Raw genomic sequence first — 19,059 nt, 5'->3', positions numbered from 1 at the left:
TCAGGGCACCATAGGCAGGCGTCCGCCAGATCACAAGAGGGACCGCCTGAAGATCCGCCGAGAGGAAGAGTCACACCGCATGTCGCGAGTTCTTCTCCACGACCGCAGGATCGTCATCGACGGTCGTCCCCGACTGCTGCTCGCCGGGGAGGTGCACTATTTCCGGCTGCCCCGAGCGGAGTGGGCGGACCGTCTCGACCGGCTGCGTGACTGCGGCGGTGACACCGTGGCGACCTACGTGCCCTGGCTCTGGCACGAGTTGCCGGACGGCAGCGTGGACCTGATCGGTCGTACCCACGAGCAGCGCGATCTCGCCGGCTTCCTGGACCTCGCCCACGAGCGGGGCCTGCACGCGCTGGTCCGGCCCGGCCCGTTCATCATGGCCGAGGTCAAGAACGAGGGCATCCCCTACCGGTTGTACGACGAGCACCCCCACCTGCTGCCGACCACCTGGGACGGCCGGACCGTCGAGACCCGGACCATCGACTACCTGGCTCCGGAGTTCTTGGCCGCAGCCGAGGGCTGGTACGCCGAGGTGATGCCGGTCATCGCCGAACGGCTCGCCGACCGCGGCGGGCCGGTGATCGGCGTCCAGCTGGACAACGAGATCGGGATGTTGTCGTGGGTAACCAACTCCCCCGACCTCACCGACGTCGTCTGCGAGGACCTGCGGCGCTGGGCCGTCGACCGGTACGGCAAGGACGTCGCGGCCGAGCGCATCGGCGCCGACCCGGGTGACCCCGACGGTTGGGCGGCGGCGCTGCGCACCCCAGCCGAGGCACGGTCGCTCACGGTCCACGACGATCTGGGCCGCTACATGCGCGACCGGTACCGGCGGTACGTGGCCACGCTGCGCGAGTCCGCCGAACGGCACGGGGTGACCGGCGTGCCGTTCCTGATCAACGTGCACGGCACCGGGGGCGGGCGGGGCCGGACCTTCCCGATCGGCATCAGCCAGCTCTTCGAGGCGTACCAGGGTCAGCCGCAGCTCACCTCCGGCTCGGACTACTACCTCGGCGATCTCACCGTCACCAACGTCGCCGACCTGTACGTCGGCAACGCCTTCCTGGCCGCCATGCACGACGCCCACCAGCCGCCGATGTCGCTGGAGTTCGAGGCGGGCAACGGCGACTACGGCCAGGACCTGGCGACGCTCTACCCACCGGAGGCGATCGAGCTGAAGGCTCGGCTCTGCGTGGCGCAGGGCAACCGGCTGATCAATCTCTACCTCTTCGCGGGCGGATACAACCCGCCGCTGGCCGAGCCGGTGGGCGACGGCAACGACCGGATCGCGTTCACCGGCGAGCGGCACGGATTCGCCGCGCCCGTCGACCCGGAGGGGCGGCTCAACCCGACCTACGCCGCGGCCCGACGCGCACTGCACGCCGTACGTGGGGTAGCCGACCTGCTCGCCGATTCCGACGAGGAGAACGACGGCCTGGCGCTCGGTTTCGTGCCCGACCACTACCTGACCGAGTACCACCACCCTGCCTCGGCGTCACGGGCCGCGCAGGTCGCCGACCTGGAACGATTCCGCGGCATGGGTCCGCGCGACGTGCTCGCCCGGGCGCTGCTGCTCGCCGGCTACTCGTTCCCGGCCGTCGACCTCCAGTCGCCGCTGCCGGCGGACACGCCGCCGGTGATCGCGCTGGCCAGCACCGCCACGCTCGGGCGGGAGGTGCAGCAACGGCTGGTCGAGCACCTGCGCGGCGGCGGTCGACTGCTGCTGCACGGCGTGCTGCCGGAGCGGGACCACGATGGCACCCGGTGCACGCTGCTCGCCGACGCGCTCGGGCTGACCGTCACCGGCCGCGTCGATGACGGGCCGCAGTCCTTCCCGTCGGTGGTCGGGCAAGGCTGGGCGGCGGGCCGAGCCGAGGTCCGGGTCGGCTACGCGCAGCGGTTGGCCGGCACCGCCGCCGAGCCCGTGCTCGTCGAGGTCGGCTCCGGCGAGCCGTGCGCGGTGGAGGTCGCCGTCGGCACCGGGCTGGCGCTGGTGATCGCCGCCGACGTCCCCTGCGACCTCGACTTCTGGCGCGCGGCGGTGGCGCGGCTCGGGGTGCGCCCCCGGCTCGCCGCGAACGCCGACGGGCCCGGTCTCGTGCTCACCTCCACCGTGGACCCGGCTGGGCAGCGGCTGCTGCACCTGGTCAACGTGGCACCGTCCGCGGTGACCCTCGCGCTCGGCTGGCAGGGCGTGCCGGTGCTGGCCGGCCGGCGGCTGCGGGTGCCCGCCCGCACCGGGCTGATCCTGCCGTACGGGATCCGGGTCGGCGCCGCCACGCTGGTGGAGACGACCTGCGAACTGGTCTCCCGTGACGGAGACACAGTGCTGCTGCGCCCTACTCAGGGCGACGACGAGGTGGTGCTGGCTACCGACCGGCCCATCACCGTGAGCCGCGGCAGCGTGCACGTCGCGCAGGGGCGGGTGACCGTGCGGCTTCCCGGCGGGCCCGACGACGACCCGGTGCGGATCAGCGTGGCCTGAGCGGTGGGTCCCGGGGGCGGGTCTGTCGAACGATCGGTGCAACTCCGGTTATCAAGGGTCAACCTGGCCAGCACCTGATCGACCTCGCCTACCTTGCCGGCCTCATCAACGCCCTCGCGCGGACGGCCGGGGCGAGGGTTTCAGCCTCGCCCCGGGCCGTGACCTTCAGGTCAGTTCACCGTCGGAGCGGCACTGTCAGCTGAGTTTGTACGCCGTGATGCAGGAGCCGACGAAGACCACGTCGATCGGGAGTTCGCGCAGTGGCGTACCGGGCCGCAGGTCCATGTACTCCAGGGCCCGGCGGGCGGCGGCCCGCTCGTCCGGACCAACCATGTCATGCCGCTACGGCCTGCACACATGAAGTGACTCGCCTGGACTACCCGGCCGCGGCGACCCTCGGCTGCCGCTTCGCCACGGCGTTCCCGGCCGTGGTCAGTCAGGGGCCCGCCCACGGTAGTGCCCTCACCAGACCGGGCGAGGTGGCCGCAGCCGTTCGGGAGGCGACCGGCGGCGGCGCCACCTGTCGCTCGACGCGTTGGGCAGTCACGCCACCTGCACCGCCTCGATCGAAAGCCTCCGGCGGCGCGGACGTGACGTGCAGGTCGGACGCCTTCCCGCCGTCCAGGGCCGCCCGGCCCTGCCGATGGAGCTCGTGATCGCGTTCGAGCTGGAGCTGCAGGGCAGTGGCGGCATGCCCGCGCACGCCTATCCGGAGCTGCTCCGGCTGGTCACCGCCGGCGTACCAAGCCCCGCCGAGCTGATCACCCGCACCATCGGCCTCGCCGAGGTGCCCCACGCGTTGGCCACGATGGACCGGGACACGCCCGGCGGAATGTGCCTCATCAAGAAGCGATGAGCGGCTGTCACAGGTTGTGGCGGTCGTCCGCCGGCAGGCGGGGTGGCTCCGGTGGCTCGGGGGACTGCTCGGGCTGACCAAGCTGCGCGACCTGCGTCGGGTCGAGGACCCGAGAGAGGAACGAGCGGGTCCGTTCGTGCCGCGGCGCGCCGAGCACCTCGTGCGGCGGCCCCTGCTCGACCACCACGCCGCCGTCCATGAACACGACCCGGTCGGCGACGTCCCGGGCGAACGCCATCTCGTGGGTGACCACCATCATCGTCATGCCGTCCTCGGCCAGCTTGCGCATGACGGTGAGCACGTCGCCGACCAGTTCCGGGTCGAGCGCGGAGGTCGGCTCGTCGAAGAGCATCAGCTTGGGCTCCATCGACAGCGATCGGGCGATCGCCGCCCGCTGCTGCTGCCCGCCCGAGAGCTGCGTCGGGCGCCTGGCAGGCCGCCGGACGGACGGGCCGGCTCACGGACGGATGTGCGGTTCGCTGATACGACACGAGAGCGGGCGGGCGTCGTCGGCACCCGCCCGCTCCCGTAACACCGTCAGCCGAGCAGGAACGTCTGCGTCTGCGGGTTGAGCATCGGCAGACGGCGAGCACCGGCCGTCTGCGAGCCGCTGAGTCGCAGCACGTCCAGCCCACGCGAGATGTCGTTGGCGACGATCAGGCCGTTGTACCAGTAGGTAGACCACTGGTTGGACCGCATGTCGTAGTAGGCGATCTCCTTCGGATTGGCCGGATCGGTCAGGTCGACCACGGAGGTGCCCGAGCCGTACGCCGAGGAGACCAGGATGTTGCGCCCGGCCACCGGCACATAGTTGAAGTTGTGGTACGTGCTCGGCTCGTCGCGTGGGATCCGCAGGTGGCTCAGCGGCGCGGACGGGCTGTCGACGGCGTACGTCCAGATTGCTCCGAAGGGCTCCTGCGGCGCGCCGAAGTACTCGTCGCCGAAGGTCACGTGCTTTCCGTCGTGGGTGAACGCGGCACTGTGCCAGATGTCCACGTCAGGCGTGTCAACGTCGGCGGTGACCCGAGGAGCCAGCGGGTTGCTGATGTCCCACAGCTGCCCCTGGGACAGGCACGCCGCGGCGGCCAGGTCGCGGGGCGTGAGCACCTGGATGTCGTGGCAGGCGAAAAAGTCACCGGAGGCCCCCGCGAAGAGGTCGACGCCCTTGACCGTCGGTTCGGCGACCACCCTCGCGGCGAGACCGGCGGTACGGTCGTCGCCCGGCACGTCGATCACCGAGATCCGCTCGAACGGCGCCTGACAGTCCGGCCCGATGTTGCTCGCGCTGAGCGGGTATGACGCGACATAGATGTAGGTGCCGCCGTCCTTCCTGGGCACCAGCGTGTGCGTGTGCGACCCGCAGTCCGTGCGGATCGCCTGGAGGAACTCCGGCGCCGTTGGGTCGCTGACGTCGAAGACGCGTACGCCCTCCCACGCGCCGGGCGTCGTCGCGGTGACGTTGCGCGAGCCTTCGCAGCCCGGCGTGCTCTGCGGCGTGTCCACCGAGAGGAACAGCAGATCGCCCCAGACGGAGACGTCGCCCTGGGGGCCGTTGCAGTGCACGTCGGCCAGTTCCACCGCTTCGCCCGGCTCCGAGATGTCGATGATCCGGAAGCCGCCATAGTGACCGGCGAACACGAGGTCGCCGGCGAAGGCCAGGTCGGAGTTGACGCCGCCGGCGTGGCTGGCGGTGGAGAGCAGGTGCATGTTCTGGCTGTAGCCGTCGGCCGGGCTGCTCGGCGGGGGCGGTGGGACGGACCCGTCGTCCCACGGCTCGTGGGCCTGCGCCGGAGAAGAGATCACGGCGAGCAGGATCGCCGTGCCCGCGATGGCGAGTGATCGGATTCGGGAAGGTCTACGCATGGCGCCCCCTCGCGTCGGACGTGTCGCCACAGACTGCGAGCACGATCGTGAATGTCACAATCGCAAATGCCTCCAGCTGTCGCTAGCCCCGCGGCAAAAACAAACCTGCACCGGGTCTGGCGACGCCGGGGCGCCAGAAGTCGCGGCTGGCAACAATGTCGGACGATGGCAACGAGCCCGCCGACGACAGCTCCGACCCGCGCAGCTCCACGGACTTACCGCTCGTCGTGCCGTCCGCGCCGGCCGCGTGGCACCAAAGCACATGGCCGACAGCTGTACCGGGGGGGGGAGCTGCGATGACACCCGCACGGGATGCGCTGCCTGCTCGGCCGGCATGACGCCGGGCCACGCTCCCGTCGGCCCGGCCGGAGCCGCCAGAAGCCATGCATCTACCCCAACAGCACCGGGGGCCGGGTGGTCTTGTTCCGCCGTTGCTCGTTCTGTTTTCGCCACCCGTACCGAGTCACGCCCTGCGGCTTGAACACCGAGAGGATCACGGTGAGGATCAGCACCACCAGGCCGCCGACGGAGTGGAGCAGAGTTCCAGGCAACTCGCGCGGGTCGGCGCTGGACGCCGCTGCCTGCGCCAGGTAGCTCACGGTCTGTGTCTCCAACAGCAAGATGGTCGCGGCGAAGACGGTGAGCAGGAGTTTCACCAACACCCAGTAGTGCCGGAACAGGCCCCACGGGGTGCCGAGCGCGTTGACGGTCCCAATGAGCACCGACGCGAGGGCCAGCGGGACGATGGCGTACAGGACAATCACTTCCATTGCCGCGTACGCGCCGCGTACCGTCTGGACGTTTTGGCTGGTCACTGCGGTGATGTCGAGAGCGAGGTAGGCGAGGACCGCGCCCAGCCAGCCGACCGAGGTGGCGACGTGGGTGGTGAGCACGACCTTACGCAGGCGGGGAGACATGGTCATCGATAGCTGCCGTCCCGGGCCTGGTTCGCGCCGGGACCACTGACGGGACTTGCCGGGACATCGACGGCGGCCGTTGACGCGCCAGTTGCACCAGCGTGCCGGCCAGGGCCGTGACCGCCAGTGAGCATCAGGATCACGGCCAGCAGGATCAGGACGCCGACGACGACTGCGGACACCTTCACCCAACGTGGCGCCCGGGGCGGTTCGCTGCGGCGCGACCCACGGTCGGGGTCCACGCCGACGCCCTCACCAGCTTCGTTGGAGCGGGGCGGGTCAGTCATGAAATTCTCCTAAGGTGAACTTTTGCGAGACACTATGCCTTCATCAAATCATAGTGTTCTGGTAGTAGCCATCCCGTATGCTTTGGTGGTGCCGAAGCTGTGGAACACGACGATCGAGGCGCACCGCAGAACGGTGCGCGAAGCGATCCTGGAGACCACCTGGGCGCTGGTCAGCGAGCATGGGCTGATGTCGGTGACGATGACGCAGATCGCCGAGAAGGCCGGCATCGGTCGCGCCACGCTGTACAAGTACTTCCCGGATGTCGAATCGATCCTGGCCGCCCATCATGAACGTCACGTCGCCAGCCACCTTGCGCATCTGACTGAACTCCGCGACCAACCCGGCAACGCGGGCGAGCGGCTCGAAGCGGTTCTCGAGCGCTACGCCCTCATCTGCCACTACCGGCAGCGACACGGAACCGAGGAACTGGCGGCACTCCTGCACCGGGATGAGCATGTCGCGCACGCTCAGCAGCAGCTCATCGACCTGTTCCGAGACCTGCTGACCGAAGCCGCCGCCACCGGCGATCTGCGCGACGACGTCGCGCCGGACGAGCTTGCCAGCTACTGCCTTCACGCCCTCACCGCAGCCGGCAACCTGCCATCCGAAGCCGCAGTCACCCGACTTGTCGCGGTTACGCTGGCCGGGCTGCGTCCTCCACGCTCATAGGCCCAGAACCACCAGCCGGCTGAACAACAGGACCGGGGACCTCGGCAGGCAGCCACAGCGGGGAACTCATCGCCTCGACAGCTTGGCGTCGCCATCACACGCGGCCGCCGGCGTACTACGCCCCGCCGAGCTGATCACCCGCACCGTCGGCCTCGCCGAGGTGCCCCACGCGTTGGCCACGATGGACCGGGACGCGTCCGGCGGAATGTGCCTCATCCACCCCCGGTAAGTCGCGTACCTACGACGGGTCGAGCGGACTGCGACACCTCATCGACGACGACCTGGCCACGCGCTTGCACCGGTGTGCACGAAAGGAGCGATGAGCGGCTGTCACAGGTTGTGGCGGTCGTCCGCCGGCAGGCGGGGTGGCTCCGGTGGCTCGGGGGACTGCTCGGGCTGACCAAGCTGCGCGACCTGCGTCGGGTCGAGGACCCGAGAGAGGAACGAGCGGGTCCGTTCGTGCCGCGGCGCGCCGAGCACCTCGTGCGGCGGCCCCTGCTCGACCACCACGCCGCCGTCCATGAACACGACCCGGTCGGCGACGTCCCGGGCGAACGCCATCTCGTGGGTGACCACCATCATCGTCATGCCGTCCTCGGCCAGCTTGCGCATGACGGTGAGCACGTCGCCGACCAGTTCCGGGTCGAGCGCGGAGGTCGGCTCGTCGAAGAGCATCAGCTTGGGCTCCATCGACAGCGATCGGGCGATCGCCGCCCGCTGCTGCTGCCCGCCCGAGAGCTGCGTCGGGAACGCGTCGGCCTTGTCGGTCAGGCCGACCCGCTCCAGGTTGTCCCGCGCGATCCGCTCGGCCTCGGCCCGGCGACGCCGCAGCACCCTGCGCTGGGCGATGGTGAGGTTGTCCAGCACGGTCAGATGCGGGAAGAGGTTGAACGACTGGAAGACCATGCCGATGCCGCGGCGTACCGAATCGATCTCGACATCCGGGTCGGTCATCTCGATCCCGTTCACCCAGATCTTGCCGGCCGTCGGCTCCTCCAGCAGGTTGACGCACCGCAGCAGCGTCGATTTGCCGGACCCGGACGGCCCGATGACGCAGACCACTTCGCCGTGGCCGACCTCGAAGTCGATGCCCTTGAGCACTTCGAGCGGCCCGAAGGACTTGTGCAGGTCGCGGATCTCGACGGCGGGCCGGGGTGGGGTGGTCGTCATATGGGTCACCGAGCCTTGGCGTAGCGGAGTTCGAGGCGTCGTACCACCTGGGAGAGGGGCAGGGTGATCGCCAGGTAGGTGAGGCCGGCCACCAGCAGCGGGGTGGCGTTCACCCGGTCGTTGAGCGTGTCCCGACCGAATTTGGTGACCTCGATGGTCTGCGCCGTCACGCCGAGAACGTAGGCGAGCGACGAGTCCTTGGTGAGCAGGATGAGTTCGTTCGTCAGTGGCGGGATCACGATCCGGAACGCCTGCGGGACGACGATGGTGCGCATCGCGGTGAAGTGCGACATGCCCAGGGTGCGCGCCGCCTCCATCTGCCCCTTCGGCACGGCCTGGATGCCGGCCCGGATGGTCTCAGCCATGTACGCCGCAGCGGTCAACCCGAGACCGATCGCGATCGAACCGAACACGCCGCCCGGAATCTCCCGCTCCGGGAAGGCGATGGGAATGCCGTACCCGACGAGGAAGAGCACCAGCAGCGCGGGCAGACCCCGGAACAGCTCGATGTACGCCGTCGCCACCCAGCGGTACGGAGCCACCCGGGACAGCCGCATCAGCGCGAGGACGGTGCCGAACACGAGGCCGAAGGCGAACGCACCCAGCGTGTAGAGGATCGTGTTGCGCAGCGCGACGGTGATGATCGTCGGGAACATCGACTCGATGATGTCGACCCGGAAGAAGGCCTCTCTCAGCCTGCCCCAGTCCGCGGCCAAGATCACCACGGCGATGATGGCGATGAAGGCCAGGTACTGGAGCCAGAGAGACAGCCGCTCTCGTTGGCGGCGTCGCAGCTTCACGGTTCGAGACGCTCCTTGCTACGCGAGTATGTCTATTCGTGGAGGGCGCGCGAGGCGCGCGCCCTCCCGTCACGACCTTCGATCAGCTGTTCGGCAGCTTGCCGATCCACTTCTCGTAGATCTTGTCGTAGGTGCCGTCCTGCTTGGCCTTGGCCAGCACCTCGTTGATCTTCTTGAGCAGTTCCGGGTTGCTGTCCTTCTTCACCGAGAACCCGTACTGCTCGCCGGTGTCGAACTCGGCGGTCACCTCGAACCCGCCCGGGTGCTCCTTGATGTACTCGGTCCAGACCGGCAGGTCGTTGACGGCGGCCTCCACCTGGCCGTTGGCGAGGGCCTGCTGCAGGGCGGCGAGATCCTCGAACTCGACGAGTTGCAGGCCCTTCTCCTTCTCGAACTTCCGGGCGTAGTCACGGCCCGTGGTCGCCGCCTGGATGCCGAGCTTCTTGCCCTTGAGGTCGTCGAGCGACTTGTACGCCTTGCCGGTCTTGACCAACAGTGCCTGGGTCGCGTCGAAGTAGGGATCGGAGAAGTTCATCACCTTCTGCCGTTCCTCGGTGATCGTCATGCCGGCCGCGGCCGCGTCGCACTTGCCCGTGTTCAGGTCCTGGCCGGACTTGATCCCCTCGAACGGCGTGTCGACGATCGCCTGCTGGACGCCCAGCTCCTTGGCGACCAGGTCCATCACGTCGACGTCGAACCCGACCACCTTGCCGCCGGCGTCCTTCGACTGGAAGGGCGCGTACGGCAGGTGGGTGCAGACGGTCAGCTTGCCCTTCTCGATGAGCTTGACCCCGTTCGCCTGGACCTCGCTCTGGTCCTTCTTGGCGCATCCCGCGCTCACCGCGAGGGCGGCGATCGCCACGACCAGGCCAGCCTTACGGACTGCACTGTGAAAAGTCACGCTGTGTCCTCCGGATCGGCGCCCGCATGACAGGCAGCCAGTGTTGGTGCAAAGACGATGTGACAGGCGACGGTACCTGATTCGGCAGCCCGCACCTAGATCACGCCGACTCATTGAGTCGATCTTGTGTTCGTCACGGTCAGTAAACCCGGCATTCGGCATGAAACGGGGCGCCAGTGGACCCGGCGCCGTGAACGGCTACCCGCGCGGGCTGGAGATCTTCCACACACCGCAGCATCTGCCTCCGGTCATGCTCGGCCGGCACTTCGCCCCCCGGTCAGGCCGCGTAGCGGTCGGCGAGGTCGACGGTGCGGCGGGCGGCGGCCACCATTGCCCGGTCCGCGAAGCGGCCGTCGGGCAGCACCACCGTCCCCGAGTCCCGCGTCTGCGCCTCGGCGACCGCGGCGAGCAGCTCCGCCGCCCGGGCCACCTCCCGCTCGCTCGGTCGGAACGCCTCGGCGATCACCGGCAGCTGGCGCGGGTGGATGGCGGCCCGGCCGAGGAAGCCGAGCCGGCGACCGAGCGCGCAGGAGGTGGCCAGGCCGTCGGGGTCGGCGACGTTCGGGTACACCGACATGGCCGGTGGTGGCAGGGCGGCCGCGCGGGCCGCGACGACCACCCGGCCGCGCGCCCAGGCCAGGCCCGCCTCGTCGTCGACGCCCAGATCGGAGCGGAGGTCGGCCTCGCCAAGCCCGATCGACGCCACCGCGGGGTGCGCCGCGGCGATGGCGTACGCGGCCTCCAGGCCGAGGGCCGATTCGATCAACGGGTGCAACGGGGTGTCCAGCCGGCCGGCCAGGGCGATCACGCTCTGCGCAGACTCCACCTTCGGCAGCCGCAGCCCGGCCAGCCCGGGCCGGCCGGCGACCGCGGCCAGGTCGGTGTCGACGTCCGGGCCGGTCAGCTCGTTGACCCGGACGAAGACCGGGACCGGGTGCGGGTCGCCGAGGAACTCGGCCACGGCCTGGCGGGCGTACGCCTTGCGGCCGGCGACGACGGCGTCCTCCAGGTCGAGGATCACCGCGTCGGCGCCCGAGGCGACCGCCTTGGCGAACCGGTCCGGCCGGTCGCCGGGCACGTAGAGCCAGGTGAGCAGCATCAGATCACCCCCTTCTCGCGCAGCGCGGCCAGCTCGGCCTCGTCCAGGCCCAGGGAGCTGAACACCGCGTCCGTGTCCTGACCGTGGCCGCGGCCGGCGTGCCGGATCTCGCCCGGGGTGTCGGCGAGCCGGAACGGCACGTTCTGCATCCGCACCTCGCCCAGCTCCTCGTCGGGGACGGTGCGGACGGTGCCGAGCGCCGCGTACTGGGGGTCGGCCAGGATGTCCCGCACGTCGTAGACCGGGGCGACCGCGGCCTGGGCCGCCTCGAACGCGGCGACCACCTCGTCGCGGTCGCGCTGCGCTACCCACGCGCCGACCGCGGCGTCCAGTTCGTCGGCGTGCGCCGCCCGGCCGCTGCCGCTGGCGAACCACGGCTCGTCGACCAGCTCGGGGCGGCCCACCAGCCGCAGCACCCGCTCGGCGATGCTCTGCGCGCTGGTGGACACCGCCACCCAGCGACCGTCGGCGCACCGGTACGTGTTGCGTGGCGCGTTGTTGTTGGACCGGTTGCCCAGCCGGGGCTGGACGTAGCCGAGCTGGTCGTACCAGGTGATCTGCGGGCCGAGCATCGCCATGATCGGCTCGATGATGGCCAGGTCGACGACCTGACCGGCGCCGGTCAGGTCCCGGGCGCGCAGGGCCAGCATGACCGCGTACGCGGCGGCGAGCGCGGTGACCGAGTCGGCCAGCCCGAATGGAGGCAGTGTGGGCGGACCGTCCGGCTCGCCGGTGGCGGCGGCGAAGCCGCTCATCGCTTCAGCCAGGGTGCCGAAGCCGGGCCGGCGGGCGTACGGGCCGACCTGGCCGAAACCGCTGATCCGGGCGACCACCAGCCGGGGATTGACCGCGTGCAGCTCCGCCGGGCCGAGGCCCCAGCGTTCCAGGGTGCCGGGGCGGAAGTTCTCCACCAGCACGTCCGCGTCGGCGAGCAGCCGGCGCAGCAGCTCCGCTCCCTGCGGGTCGGACAGGTTGAGGGTGACCGTGCGCTTGTTGCGCCCGAGCACCTTCCACCACAGCCCCACGCCGTCCTTCGCCGGGCCGTGCCCACGCGACGGGTCCGGCTTGGCCGGGTGCTCCACCTTGACCACGTCGGCGCCGAAGTCGCCGAGGAACGCCGCCGCGAGCGGCCCGGCGAACAGGGTGGCCAGGTCGACAACCTTCACCCCGTCCAGTGGCGCGGTCACCGGGCCTCCTCCGCGGCGTCCCCGGCGCGGCCATCGGACCCGTCGGTCGGCGCGGTGGGAACCTCGCCCAGGTCGGCGGCGCACCGGAAGCCGACCTGGTCGGAGCGGGTCAGCCCGGCGCCGAGCAGGAGCAGCTTCACGGACACGTCCGGTGGCTGTGGACCGCCGTCGAGGTACCAGTCCGAGCCCTCCGCCCGGTACGCGGCACCGCCCTTGAGGATGACGAACCGGGTCCGCCCGTCGGAGTGCTCGCTCTCGGTGAGGTTCCACACCAGCGGTTCCCGGCGGCGCAGCAGTCCCGCCTCGGCGGCCACCTGCCATTCGTCCTCGGTGGGCAGCCGCAGCCCGGCCCACGCGGCGTACGCCCGGGCGTCGGCGAGGTCGACGCCGGTGACCGGGGCGTCGGCGGGCCCCTGCCCGGCGGTGAACCGCTCCGGGCGCACCGGTCGGTAGCCGGTGGCGCGCAGGAACTCAGCGTACTGGCCGTGGGTGACCTCATCAGGGTCTATGGCGAACCGGCCGAGCGCAACCGCGCGGCGCAGCGTGCCCGTGTGGTGCAGCCGGGGCGGCAGCGGTTTCCACTCGTCGACGTACGGCGTCTCTCCGTACAGCCCGGTCTCCCGGACACGGTGGTGGACGCGCAGCTCGTGTCGGCCGCCGTCGACCGCGACCATGCCGGTCGGCAACTCGGTGCGGGGTGCCCACGGGGTGCGCAGGCGCACGGCAGCGCGGGCCGGGAAGGCCGGGTCGCCGACCGGTGCGGGGTGCGCCGGCACGGTGGCGTCCGTGGTGACGACCACCGCGGCGATCGCGCCGGCCGGCAGCGGCCCGCCCACGGTGACCGTGCCGTCCGGGTCGGCGGTGACGGTCAGCTGGGCGCCGGTGACCAGGTCGACGAAGCGCCGGCCGGGACGCGGCGCGGTACGCAGCCAGGGCCCGTCGTGGTCGTCGCCCCGGTTCACCACCGTCCACAGTGGTTCGCCGTCGTGCGTCCAGCGGGACGCGTACACGTGCCCGGAGCCGGGGTGGTCGGCGAGCGGCACCCAGTCCTCGGCGCGCAACCACGCGGCGTGACTGGCCTGCACCCGGCGCATCGCGCGCAGCACTGCCCGGTCCCGTTCGTTCCAGCCGACCCAGACGCCGAACACGCTCTCCCAGACCAGCACGCCGCAGCCGTTGAGCCAGGCGGAGTGCAGCTCGTCGAGGTGGTTGCGGTGCCACCGGCGGGTGTGGTGCAGGATGTGCCGGCGCTCGAACCACTTGGCGCGCAGCACCCCTGGCACGTCAGAGTCGGCGAACCACTGCGCCCAGGACATCGCGTGGTCGCCGATGCGGGCCAGCGGGACCCGGCTCTCCCCTTCCAGGACGATGCCGGGACGCACGGCATCCAGCTCGCGGCGCAGCTCGTCGGCGCCCTCCTTCAGGGTGTCGAGGAAGACGCCGTCCACACCGAGCTTCCCGGCGAGCGCCGCGACCTCCTGCGCGTCGGTGCCGGTCTCCCGCCGGGTGCCGGTGTCCCACGGGTTGTAGTCGACGAACACCCGCACGCCGCGCTCCTGGAAGGCGCGTACCACCTCGGGCAGCTCGGGGACGTCGCGGTAGTAGTCGAACTGGTTGCGATCGTCGAGCCCGATGACCGGGTACGCGTGCCAGAGCACCACCCCGTCGAAGCCGCCGAAGTCCCGCTCGGCCGCCTCCAGGAACGCGTCGACGGTGAAGACGCCCTGCTCGTGGTCGTAGAGCGTCTCGTCCCACAGCCAGACCAGGCAGACGCTGAAGCAGTCACCGGGGACCTGGTCGTAGTGTGCGCCGGTGTAGCCGGTCCGGGCCCGGGCGTCGGCCCGCCAGGCGGTGAGCCGTTCGCGCCAGGCTGGCCAGTCGGCCGGGTCGGTGGGGGCGGCAAAAATCTTCGCCTCGTCCAGCGCGCTCAGGTCGGCGTGCGCGCCGAGCGGCACCTCGGTCGGCCGGTCGATCGGGCGCGGCACGTAGGGGTTGATGCTCACGGTGCACCTCGGTAGGTCGCGGCGTACAGGGCCTCGATGGCGGCCCGTTCGGGCAGCGCGGTCGACGCGCCGGGGCGTTGCGCGCAGGCGGCCCCGGCGGCGCACGCCCAGCGCAAGGCGTCGGTGACGGCGTCGGCGTCGAGCGCGCCCCCACGTTCGGCCCAGCCCACGGCCAGCGCGCCGGTGAACGCATCCCCGGCGGCGGTGGTGTCCACGGCGTCGATGCGCGGCGCGGGGACCTCGCGACGCAGCCCGCGCCGGTCGGCGTACGCGGCGCCGCGCGCCCCGAGGGTCAGCACCACCCGGGGCACCAGCTTGAGCAGGGCATCGAGCAGGACGGCCGGGTCGTCGGAGCTGACCCCGGCGACGACGGCGGCCTCGTGCTCGTTGACCACGAGCACGTCGACCAGGTCGAGCAGCTCCGCCGGCAGCGGTCCGGCCGGGGCGGCGTTGAGCACCACCGTGGTGCCCTCGGCGCGGGCCTGGTCGGCGGCAGCGACCACCGTCGGCACTGGCACCTCCAGCTGGAGCAGCAGCACATCGGCCGCGCCGATGGCAGCCCGGTCGGTGGCGTCGAGGTCGGTCAGCGCGGCGTTGGCGCCGGGGGCGACGACGATGAAGTTCTCCGCCGCCCCGTCCACGGCGATCAGGGCCACCCCGGAGGAGCCGGCCACGGTGCGCAGGCCGCGGACGTCGACGCCGGCCGCAACCAGGCTCTCCCGCAGCTGCTGCCCGAACTGGTCGGTGCCGACCGCGCCGACGAAGGCGCAGTGGGCGCCGGCCCGGGACGCCGCGACGGCCTGGTTGGCGCCCTTGCCACCGGGCACCGTGCGGAAGTCCTGACCGAGCACCGTCTCGCCGGGGCGGGGCAGTTGCGGCGTGGTGACCACCAGGTCCAGGTTGGCGCTGCCCACCACGATGACCCGCGCGCTCATGCCGTCCTCCCCTGCGCCGCCGCGACACCGCCCCGCGACCCGCGAGCCGCCGCGTCGGTGCCCGCCGGTTGGGCCAGGGCCAGGGTGCGGCGGGCCAGCTCGTCGAAGCCGATGCCGTCGAACCCGGCGATGCTGCTGGCCAGCCGGCCACGCAGCGGGGCGACCCACCGTGCGGGCAGGGCCGAGGCGCCGGTCAGCGCCCCGGTCACGGCGCCGACGGTCGCCCCGGTCGAGTCGGTGTCCCAGCCCCCGCTGACCACCGCGCAGATCGACCGCTCCAACTCCCCCCGCCCGTACGCCAGCGCGGCCGCCACCAGGGCGGCGTTGTTGCGCACGTGCACCCAGTGCAGGTGGCCGTGCCGCGCGTACAGCTCGTCGACCACGGTCTCCCAGTCGTCGTGGCGCGCGCCGAGGGCCCGCGCCTCCCGCACGGTCGCGGCGAACCGGCTGCCCGGTGGCAGCACCGACTCACCGGCGTCGAGCACCTCGTCCACCTCGGAGGCGACGGTCGCGGCGGCCGCCATGGCCGCCACCCAGATCGCTCCGTACACGCCGCCGCGGACGTGGCTGACCGTGGCGTCGCGCCAGGCCAGCTCTGCGGCGAGGTCCGGGCGACCCGGGTTGACCCAGCCGTACACGTCGGTGCGGATCTGCGCGCCGATCCACTCCCGGAACGGGTTGTGCCGCCGCGCGGTCGCCGGCGGGGCCAGCCCGAGCAGCAGGTTGCGGTAGGCCACCCGTTCGGCGGTGAAGACCCGCCCGCCGGGCAGCCAGTCCAGCCACGCCTGCGCCACGTCGGCGCTGGTGAAGTCCCGCCCGTGCGTCTCGAGCACCCGCAGGGCGAGCAGCGCGAAGTTCAGGTCGTCGTCCTCCGGCATGCCGTGGATGTTCTCGGCCAGGCTGGTCGGCGCGCTGCGCCGGTTCCACGGCCAGCGGGCGGCCACGTCGGCGGGCAGCCCCTGCGCCGTGAACCAGTCGCGCAGCGGCCACCGGCCGGTGGCGGTGAGGATCTCCCGGATGCCGTGGCGGGGGATCTTCTCCACCGGCTTGCCGAGCAGGCAGCCGACCGCCCGGCCGAGCCATGCGCCGTGCACCCGGTCGTAGGCCGCCGGACCGGCCGGCAGGGACCAGGTGGTGGGCCAGGTGGACCGGACGTCAGCCAGTTCTTCCGGCTCGTCGGTCGAGCCGGCGGCCGGCAGCGCGTCGGCCTCGTCGAGCAGCCGGGTGGCGAGGGCGCGCAGCTGCGGCGACGCGGGTGTGGCCGACGCCCCGCTCACCGGTGCGGTGAGGTCCCCACCGGCCGCGCTCCACTTCTCGGCGATCGCGTCGACGTCGCGTCCCTCGTCCCGGCTGGCCGCGATCTCGTGCGGCAGCAGGTCCTCGGGCTGCACCCAGGTGAGCCTCACCGCGTCCGCTCCTGCGTCGGCGCGGTCGGGCGGAGCGACGCGTCGGCCAGGGTGGTGAAGCGCTCGGCGCGGCGGGCGAACCGCTCCCGGTCGGCGTCGAAGACCGCGGTGGCCACCTCGGCGAGGGTCCGGCCGGGCGCGATCAGGTCGGTGCGGGAGGCGGTGGCGACCGCCTCGGACCACTCCACGGGCACGGCCGCCGCCCCGCCGAGCGCCCCGGCGATGGCGCCCGCCATGGTCGCGGTCGAGTCCGCGTCCCTGCCGTAGTTCACCGCGCCGAGCACCGAGGCCCGGAAGTCGCCGCCGGCCACCACCAGCATGCCGATCGCCACCGGCAACTCCTCGATGGCGTGCAGCCGGCTCGGCCGCCGAGCGCCCAGCCCCGGGCTGCGGTACTCCTCCCCCACCGTGTCGTAGGGGGCCACCGCGGCGCGCAGCGGCGCGATCGCGGCACGCCAGTCGTCGTACCCCCGGGCCTCCTTGACCACCGCGTCGATGGCCGCCCGGGTGCCGTCGCGGGCCACGTCGAGTGTGGCGGCGACCACGTCCTCCACGTCCGCTCCGGGGGTCGCCGCGGCGGCGACCGCGGCGGCGAAGACCGCCGCGGCCTCCCGCCCGTAGCTGTGCTGGTGCGCCCCGGCGATCTCCACCGCCTCGGCGTACGCCCCGGCCGGATCGCCGGCGTTGACGATGCCGACCGGGGCCATGTACATGGCCGCGCCGCAGTTGACGATGTTGCCCACTCCCGCCTCGCGGGGATCGACGTGCGCGTGGTGCAGGCGGGTGACCAACCACCGTTCGGCGGCGGCGAGCCGGTGGAAGGTCACCCCCTCGCGCTCCAGGTCCGGGATGTACACCACCCGCTCGATCAGATCGGGGACGAGCAGCTCCACCACGTCGTACGCGTCGAGGTGGTCGCGCTTGGCCGCGTACGCCCGGACCAGGGCGTGGGTCATCAACGTGTCGTCGGTGATGTGCCCGTCGCCCTTGTGGTACGGCGCGAGTGGCCGCGCGGTGGCCCAGTCGGCGTGGTACGGGGGCACGATGCCCTCGACCCAACCGCCGAAGCGGGCGCGGATCTGCTCCGGAAGTGCCGTTTCGGTGGCCCCGCCGAGGGCGTCGCCCACGGCCGCGCCGACCAGGCATCCGACCGATGTGTCGAGAAGGAGAGACATGATTACCTCAGAACCTGCTTGCCACCGTCGACCAGCTGCGAGCCGAGCTGGTCCAAGGTGATCTTGTTGGCGAAGTACTGCTGGAGGGCCGGGGTGGCGTACTTGGTCTTCCACTCCGGGTAGCCCTCGGCCTTCTGGAACGGCGCGACCGTCAGGTCGGCGGCGCTGTCCGCGGCGACGTCCCAGCCCTGCTTGCCGCCGGTGAGCTTGACCAGCTCCTCGTTGGCCTGCTTGCCGGTGGGGACCAGCCAGTCACCCTTGGCCAGCGCGGCCATGTTGGTCGGGTTGAGGAAGAACTCCAGGAACTGCGCGGCCTGCTTCTTGTGCTTCGAGTCCTCGGCGATCGACAGGGTCTGCGGGTTGGCCGCCTGCTTGCTGGACAGCCCCTTGACCGGCGGCAGGGTGACCCACTCGAAACCGGCGGGCGCCTGCTCGACCATCTGCTGGCGCAGCGACACCGAGCCGGGCAGCATCGCGTACTTGCCGCCGAAGAAGCCGGGCAGGGTGTCCGCGCCGCTCATCCCGAGCGCCTCCGGGGAGGCGGACTTCGAGACGTAGATCATGTCGTGGATCCGCTTCGGGATCTCCTTCTCCGCGTCGCCGACCTTGACCTCGGTCCTGCCGCCGTCGGTGTAGAAGAACTTGCCGTCGTAGTTGAGGGCCAGGTTCAGCACCCGGTTGGTCGGCGACTTCAGCGCCCAGGCCGCGCCGTACTGGCCGGGCTTGGTGAGCTTCTGCGCGTTGGCCTGGAACTCGTCCCAGGTCCAGCCGCCGTCGGCCGGCGGCACCGCGACGCCGGCGGCGTCGAGCAGCTTCTTGTTGGCGATGACGACCTGCGACTCCAGCAGGAACGGCACCCCGGTGACCTTGCCGTCGTAGGTGACGGTGTCCCAGATGCCCTGGTCGATCTGGCCCTTGAGGTCCTCGGAGACCAGCTTCGACACGTCGGCCAGGTAGCCCTGCTTGCTGAACTCGCCGATCGCGGAGGCCTCGTAGTGCACGATGTCCGCCGCGTCGCCGCCCTCGAAGGAGGTGAGCAGCTGGTCGTGGATCGAGTTCCAGTCACCCTGGACGTACTCGACCTGGATGTCCGGGTGCTCGGCGTTCCACTTGGCGACCAGGTCCTTGTTGGCCTGCAGCGACTCCTTCTGCCAGGCCAGGCTGAGGAAGCGCAGCTTGACCGGGCCGGACGAGGCCTGGTCGTCGCCGCCGTCACCGCACGCGGTGAGCGCGCCGAGGCCGACGACCGCGACCGCGGCGGCCGCGGCGAGTCGGCGGAATCTGGTACGGAGCATGGGGGGT

The 19,059-nt window shown here is 71.5% G+C and carries 17 protein-coding genes and 1 pseudogene; 4 read left to right on the top strand and 14 right to left on the bottom strand.

The window, feature by feature from the left end:
- Window positions 1–79 precede the first annotated feature (79 nt).
- Window positions 80–2,488 (top strand): beta-galactosidase, encoded by a 2,409-nt coding sequence (locus V6U88_RS18630; RefSeq protein ID WP_334454652.1) that lies wholly within the window; start codon window positions 80–82, stop codon window positions 2,486–2,488.
- Between the two features lie 195 nt (window positions 2,489–2,683).
- On the opposite strand, the gene V6U88_RS18625 is transcribed toward V6U88_RS18630, so the two are convergent.
- Window positions 2,684–2,821, bottom strand: a complete 138-nt coding sequence (locus V6U88_RS18625) for a hypothetical protein (protein ID WP_334454728.1) — start codon at window positions 2,819–2,821, stop codon at window positions 2,684–2,686.
- Between the two features lie 262 nt (window positions 2,822–3,083).
- Between V6U88_RS18625 and V6U88_RS18620 the strand changes: the two genes are divergently transcribed.
- Window positions 3,084–3,344: a hypothetical protein gene (locus V6U88_RS18620; protein ID WP_334454651.1), complete on the top strand. Its 261-nt coding sequence runs from the start codon at window positions 3,084–3,086 to the stop codon at window positions 3,342–3,344.
- Window positions 3,345–3,351: 7 nt separating this feature from the next.
- On the opposite strand, the pseudogene V6U88_RS18615 reads toward V6U88_RS18620, so the two are convergent.
- The 3 genes and pseudogenes from V6U88_RS18615 to V6U88_RS18605 all read right to left on the bottom strand — a co-directional run.
- Window positions 3,352–3,783: pseudogene (locus tag V6U88_RS18615) on the bottom strand (amino acid ABC transporter ATP-binding protein); the annotation flags it as partial.
- A gap of 98 nt (window positions 3,784–3,881) precedes the next feature.
- Entirely contained in the window at window positions 3,882–5,207 is a 1,326-nt protein-coding gene (locus V6U88_RS18610; RefSeq protein WP_334454649.1) for an LVIVD repeat-containing protein, read from the bottom strand.
- Between the two features lie 389 nt (window positions 5,208–5,596).
- The gene (locus tag V6U88_RS18605; RefSeq protein WP_334454647.1) at window positions 5,597–6,130 is read right to left on the bottom strand and encodes a DUF2269 domain-containing protein; all 534 of its coding nucleotides are present in this window, start codon (window positions 6,128–6,130) and stop codon (window positions 5,597–5,599) included.
- A 369-nt stretch (window positions 6,131–6,499) separates the two neighbouring features.
- On the opposite strand from V6U88_RS18605, the gene V6U88_RS18600 reads away from it, so the two are divergent.
- Window positions 6,500–7,081, top strand: coding sequence for a TetR/AcrR family transcriptional regulator (locus V6U88_RS18600; RefSeq protein WP_334454645.1), 582 nt, complete (start codon window positions 6,500–6,502; stop codon window positions 7,079–7,081).
- Window positions 7,082–7,163: 82 nt separating this feature from the next.
- Window positions 7,164–7,310, top strand: a complete 147-nt coding sequence (locus V6U88_RS18595; RefSeq protein ID WP_334454643.1) for a hypothetical protein — start codon at window positions 7,164–7,166, stop codon at window positions 7,308–7,310.
- 101 nt (window positions 7,311–7,411) lie between these two features.
- Here the strand turns inward: V6U88_RS18595 and V6U88_RS18590 are convergent, their stop codons facing one another.
- The 10 genes from V6U88_RS18590 to V6U88_RS18545 form a co-directional block, all read right to left on the bottom strand.
- Window positions 7,412–8,251 carry an amino acid ABC transporter ATP-binding protein gene (locus tag V6U88_RS18590; RefSeq protein ID WP_334454724.1) on the bottom strand — a complete coding sequence of 280 codons (840 nt, stop codon included), beginning with the start codon at window positions 8,249–8,251 and terminating at the stop codon, window positions 7,412–7,414.
- Between the two features lie 5 nt (window positions 8,252–8,256).
- Window positions 8,257–9,051 (bottom strand): amino acid ABC transporter permease, encoded by a 795-nt coding sequence (locus V6U88_RS18585; RefSeq protein WP_334454641.1) that lies wholly within the window; start codon window positions 9,049–9,051, stop codon window positions 8,257–8,259.
- Window positions 9,052–9,133: 82 nt separating this feature from the next.
- Window positions 9,134–9,952, bottom strand: coding sequence for a basic amino acid ABC transporter substrate-binding protein (locus V6U88_RS18580; RefSeq protein WP_334454639.1), 819 nt, complete (start codon window positions 9,950–9,952; stop codon window positions 9,134–9,136).
- Window positions 9,953–10,229: 277 nt separating this feature from the next.
- Window positions 10,230–11,051: an HpcH/HpaI aldolase/citrate lyase family protein gene (locus V6U88_RS18575; RefSeq protein WP_334454638.1), complete on the bottom strand. Its 822-nt coding sequence runs from the start codon at window positions 11,049–11,051 to the stop codon at window positions 10,230–10,232.
- The gene (locus V6U88_RS18570) at window positions 11,051–12,238 is read right to left on the bottom strand and encodes a CaiB/BaiF CoA transferase family protein (protein ID WP_334454636.1); all 1,188 of its coding nucleotides are present in this window, start codon (window positions 12,236–12,238) and stop codon (window positions 11,051–11,053) included. The genes V6U88_RS18575 and V6U88_RS18570 overlap by 1 nt, the downstream gene beginning before the upstream one ends.
- On the bottom strand, window positions 12,235–14,241 hold the full coding sequence (locus tag V6U88_RS18565) for an SUMF1/EgtB/PvdO family nonheme iron enzyme (RefSeq protein WP_334454634.1): 2,007 nt from the start codon (window positions 14,239–14,241) through the stop codon (window positions 12,235–12,237). The genes V6U88_RS18570 and V6U88_RS18565 overlap by 4 nt, the downstream gene beginning before the upstream one ends.
- Window positions 14,238–15,176, bottom strand: coding sequence for a ribokinase (locus V6U88_RS18560; protein ID WP_334454632.1), 939 nt, complete (start codon window positions 15,174–15,176; stop codon window positions 14,238–14,240). The genes V6U88_RS18565 and V6U88_RS18560 overlap by 4 nt, the downstream gene beginning before the upstream one ends.
- On the bottom strand, window positions 15,173–16,582 hold the full coding sequence (locus V6U88_RS18555; protein WP_334454631.1) for an ADP-ribosylglycohydrolase family protein: 1,410 nt from the start codon (window positions 16,580–16,582) through the stop codon (window positions 15,173–15,175). Before V6U88_RS18555 ends, V6U88_RS18560 begins: the two co-directional genes overlap by 4 nt.
- A complete protein-coding gene (locus V6U88_RS18550) occupies window positions 16,579–17,757 on the bottom strand; it encodes an ADP-ribosylglycohydrolase family protein (protein WP_334454630.1) in 1,179 nt (392 codons plus the stop codon). The genes V6U88_RS18555 and V6U88_RS18550 overlap by 4 nt, the downstream gene beginning before the upstream one ends.
- Window positions 17,758–17,759: 2 nt before the next feature.
- The gene (locus V6U88_RS18545; protein ID WP_334454629.1) at window positions 17,760–19,052 is read right to left on the bottom strand and encodes an ABC transporter substrate-binding protein; all 1,293 of its coding nucleotides are present in this window, start codon (window positions 19,050–19,052) and stop codon (window positions 17,760–17,762) included.
- Window positions 19,053–19,059 lie beyond the last annotated feature (7 nt).

The sequence above is a fragment of the Micromonospora sp. CPCC 205739 genome (assembly GCF_036906795.1).
Lineage (GTDB): Bacteria > Actinomycetota > Actinomycetes > Mycobacteriales > Micromonosporaceae > Micromonospora.
This window is presented reverse-complemented; position numbering and strand designations above follow the sequence as displayed.

Coding starts and splice junctions, on each gene's coding strand:
- V6U88_RS18630 (WP_334454652.1), top strand. CDS start 80: ATGTCGCGAGTTCTTCTCCACGACCGCAGGATCGTCATCGACGGTCGT.
- V6U88_RS18625 (WP_334454728.1), bottom strand. CDS start 2,821: ATGGTTGGTCCGGACGAGCGGGCCGCCGCCCGCCGGGCCCTGGAGTAC.
- V6U88_RS18610 (WP_334454649.1), bottom strand. CDS start 5,207: ATGCGTAGACCTTCCCGAATCCGATCACTCGCCATCGCGGGCACGGCG.
- V6U88_RS18605 (WP_334454647.1), bottom strand. CDS start 6,130: ATGACCATGTCTCCCCGCCTGCGTAAGGTCGTGCTCACCACCCACGTC.
- V6U88_RS18590 (WP_334454724.1), bottom strand. CDS start 8,251: ATGACGACCACCCCACCCCGGCCCGCCGTCGAGATCCGCGACCTGCAC.
- V6U88_RS18575 (WP_334454638.1), bottom strand. CDS start 11,051: ATGCTGCTCACCTGGCTCTACGTGCCCGGCGACCGGCCGGACCGGTTC.
- V6U88_RS18560 (WP_334454632.1), bottom strand. CDS start 15,176: ATGAGCGCGCGGGTCATCGTGGTGGGCAGCGCCAACCTGGACCTGGTG.
- V6U88_RS18550 (WP_334454630.1), bottom strand. CDS start 17,757: ATGTCTCTCCTTCTCGACACATCGGTCGGATGCCTGGTCGGCGCGGCC.
- V6U88_RS18545 (WP_334454629.1), bottom strand. CDS start 19,052: ATGCTCCGTACCAGATTCCGCCGACTCGCCGCGGCCGCCGCGGTCGCG.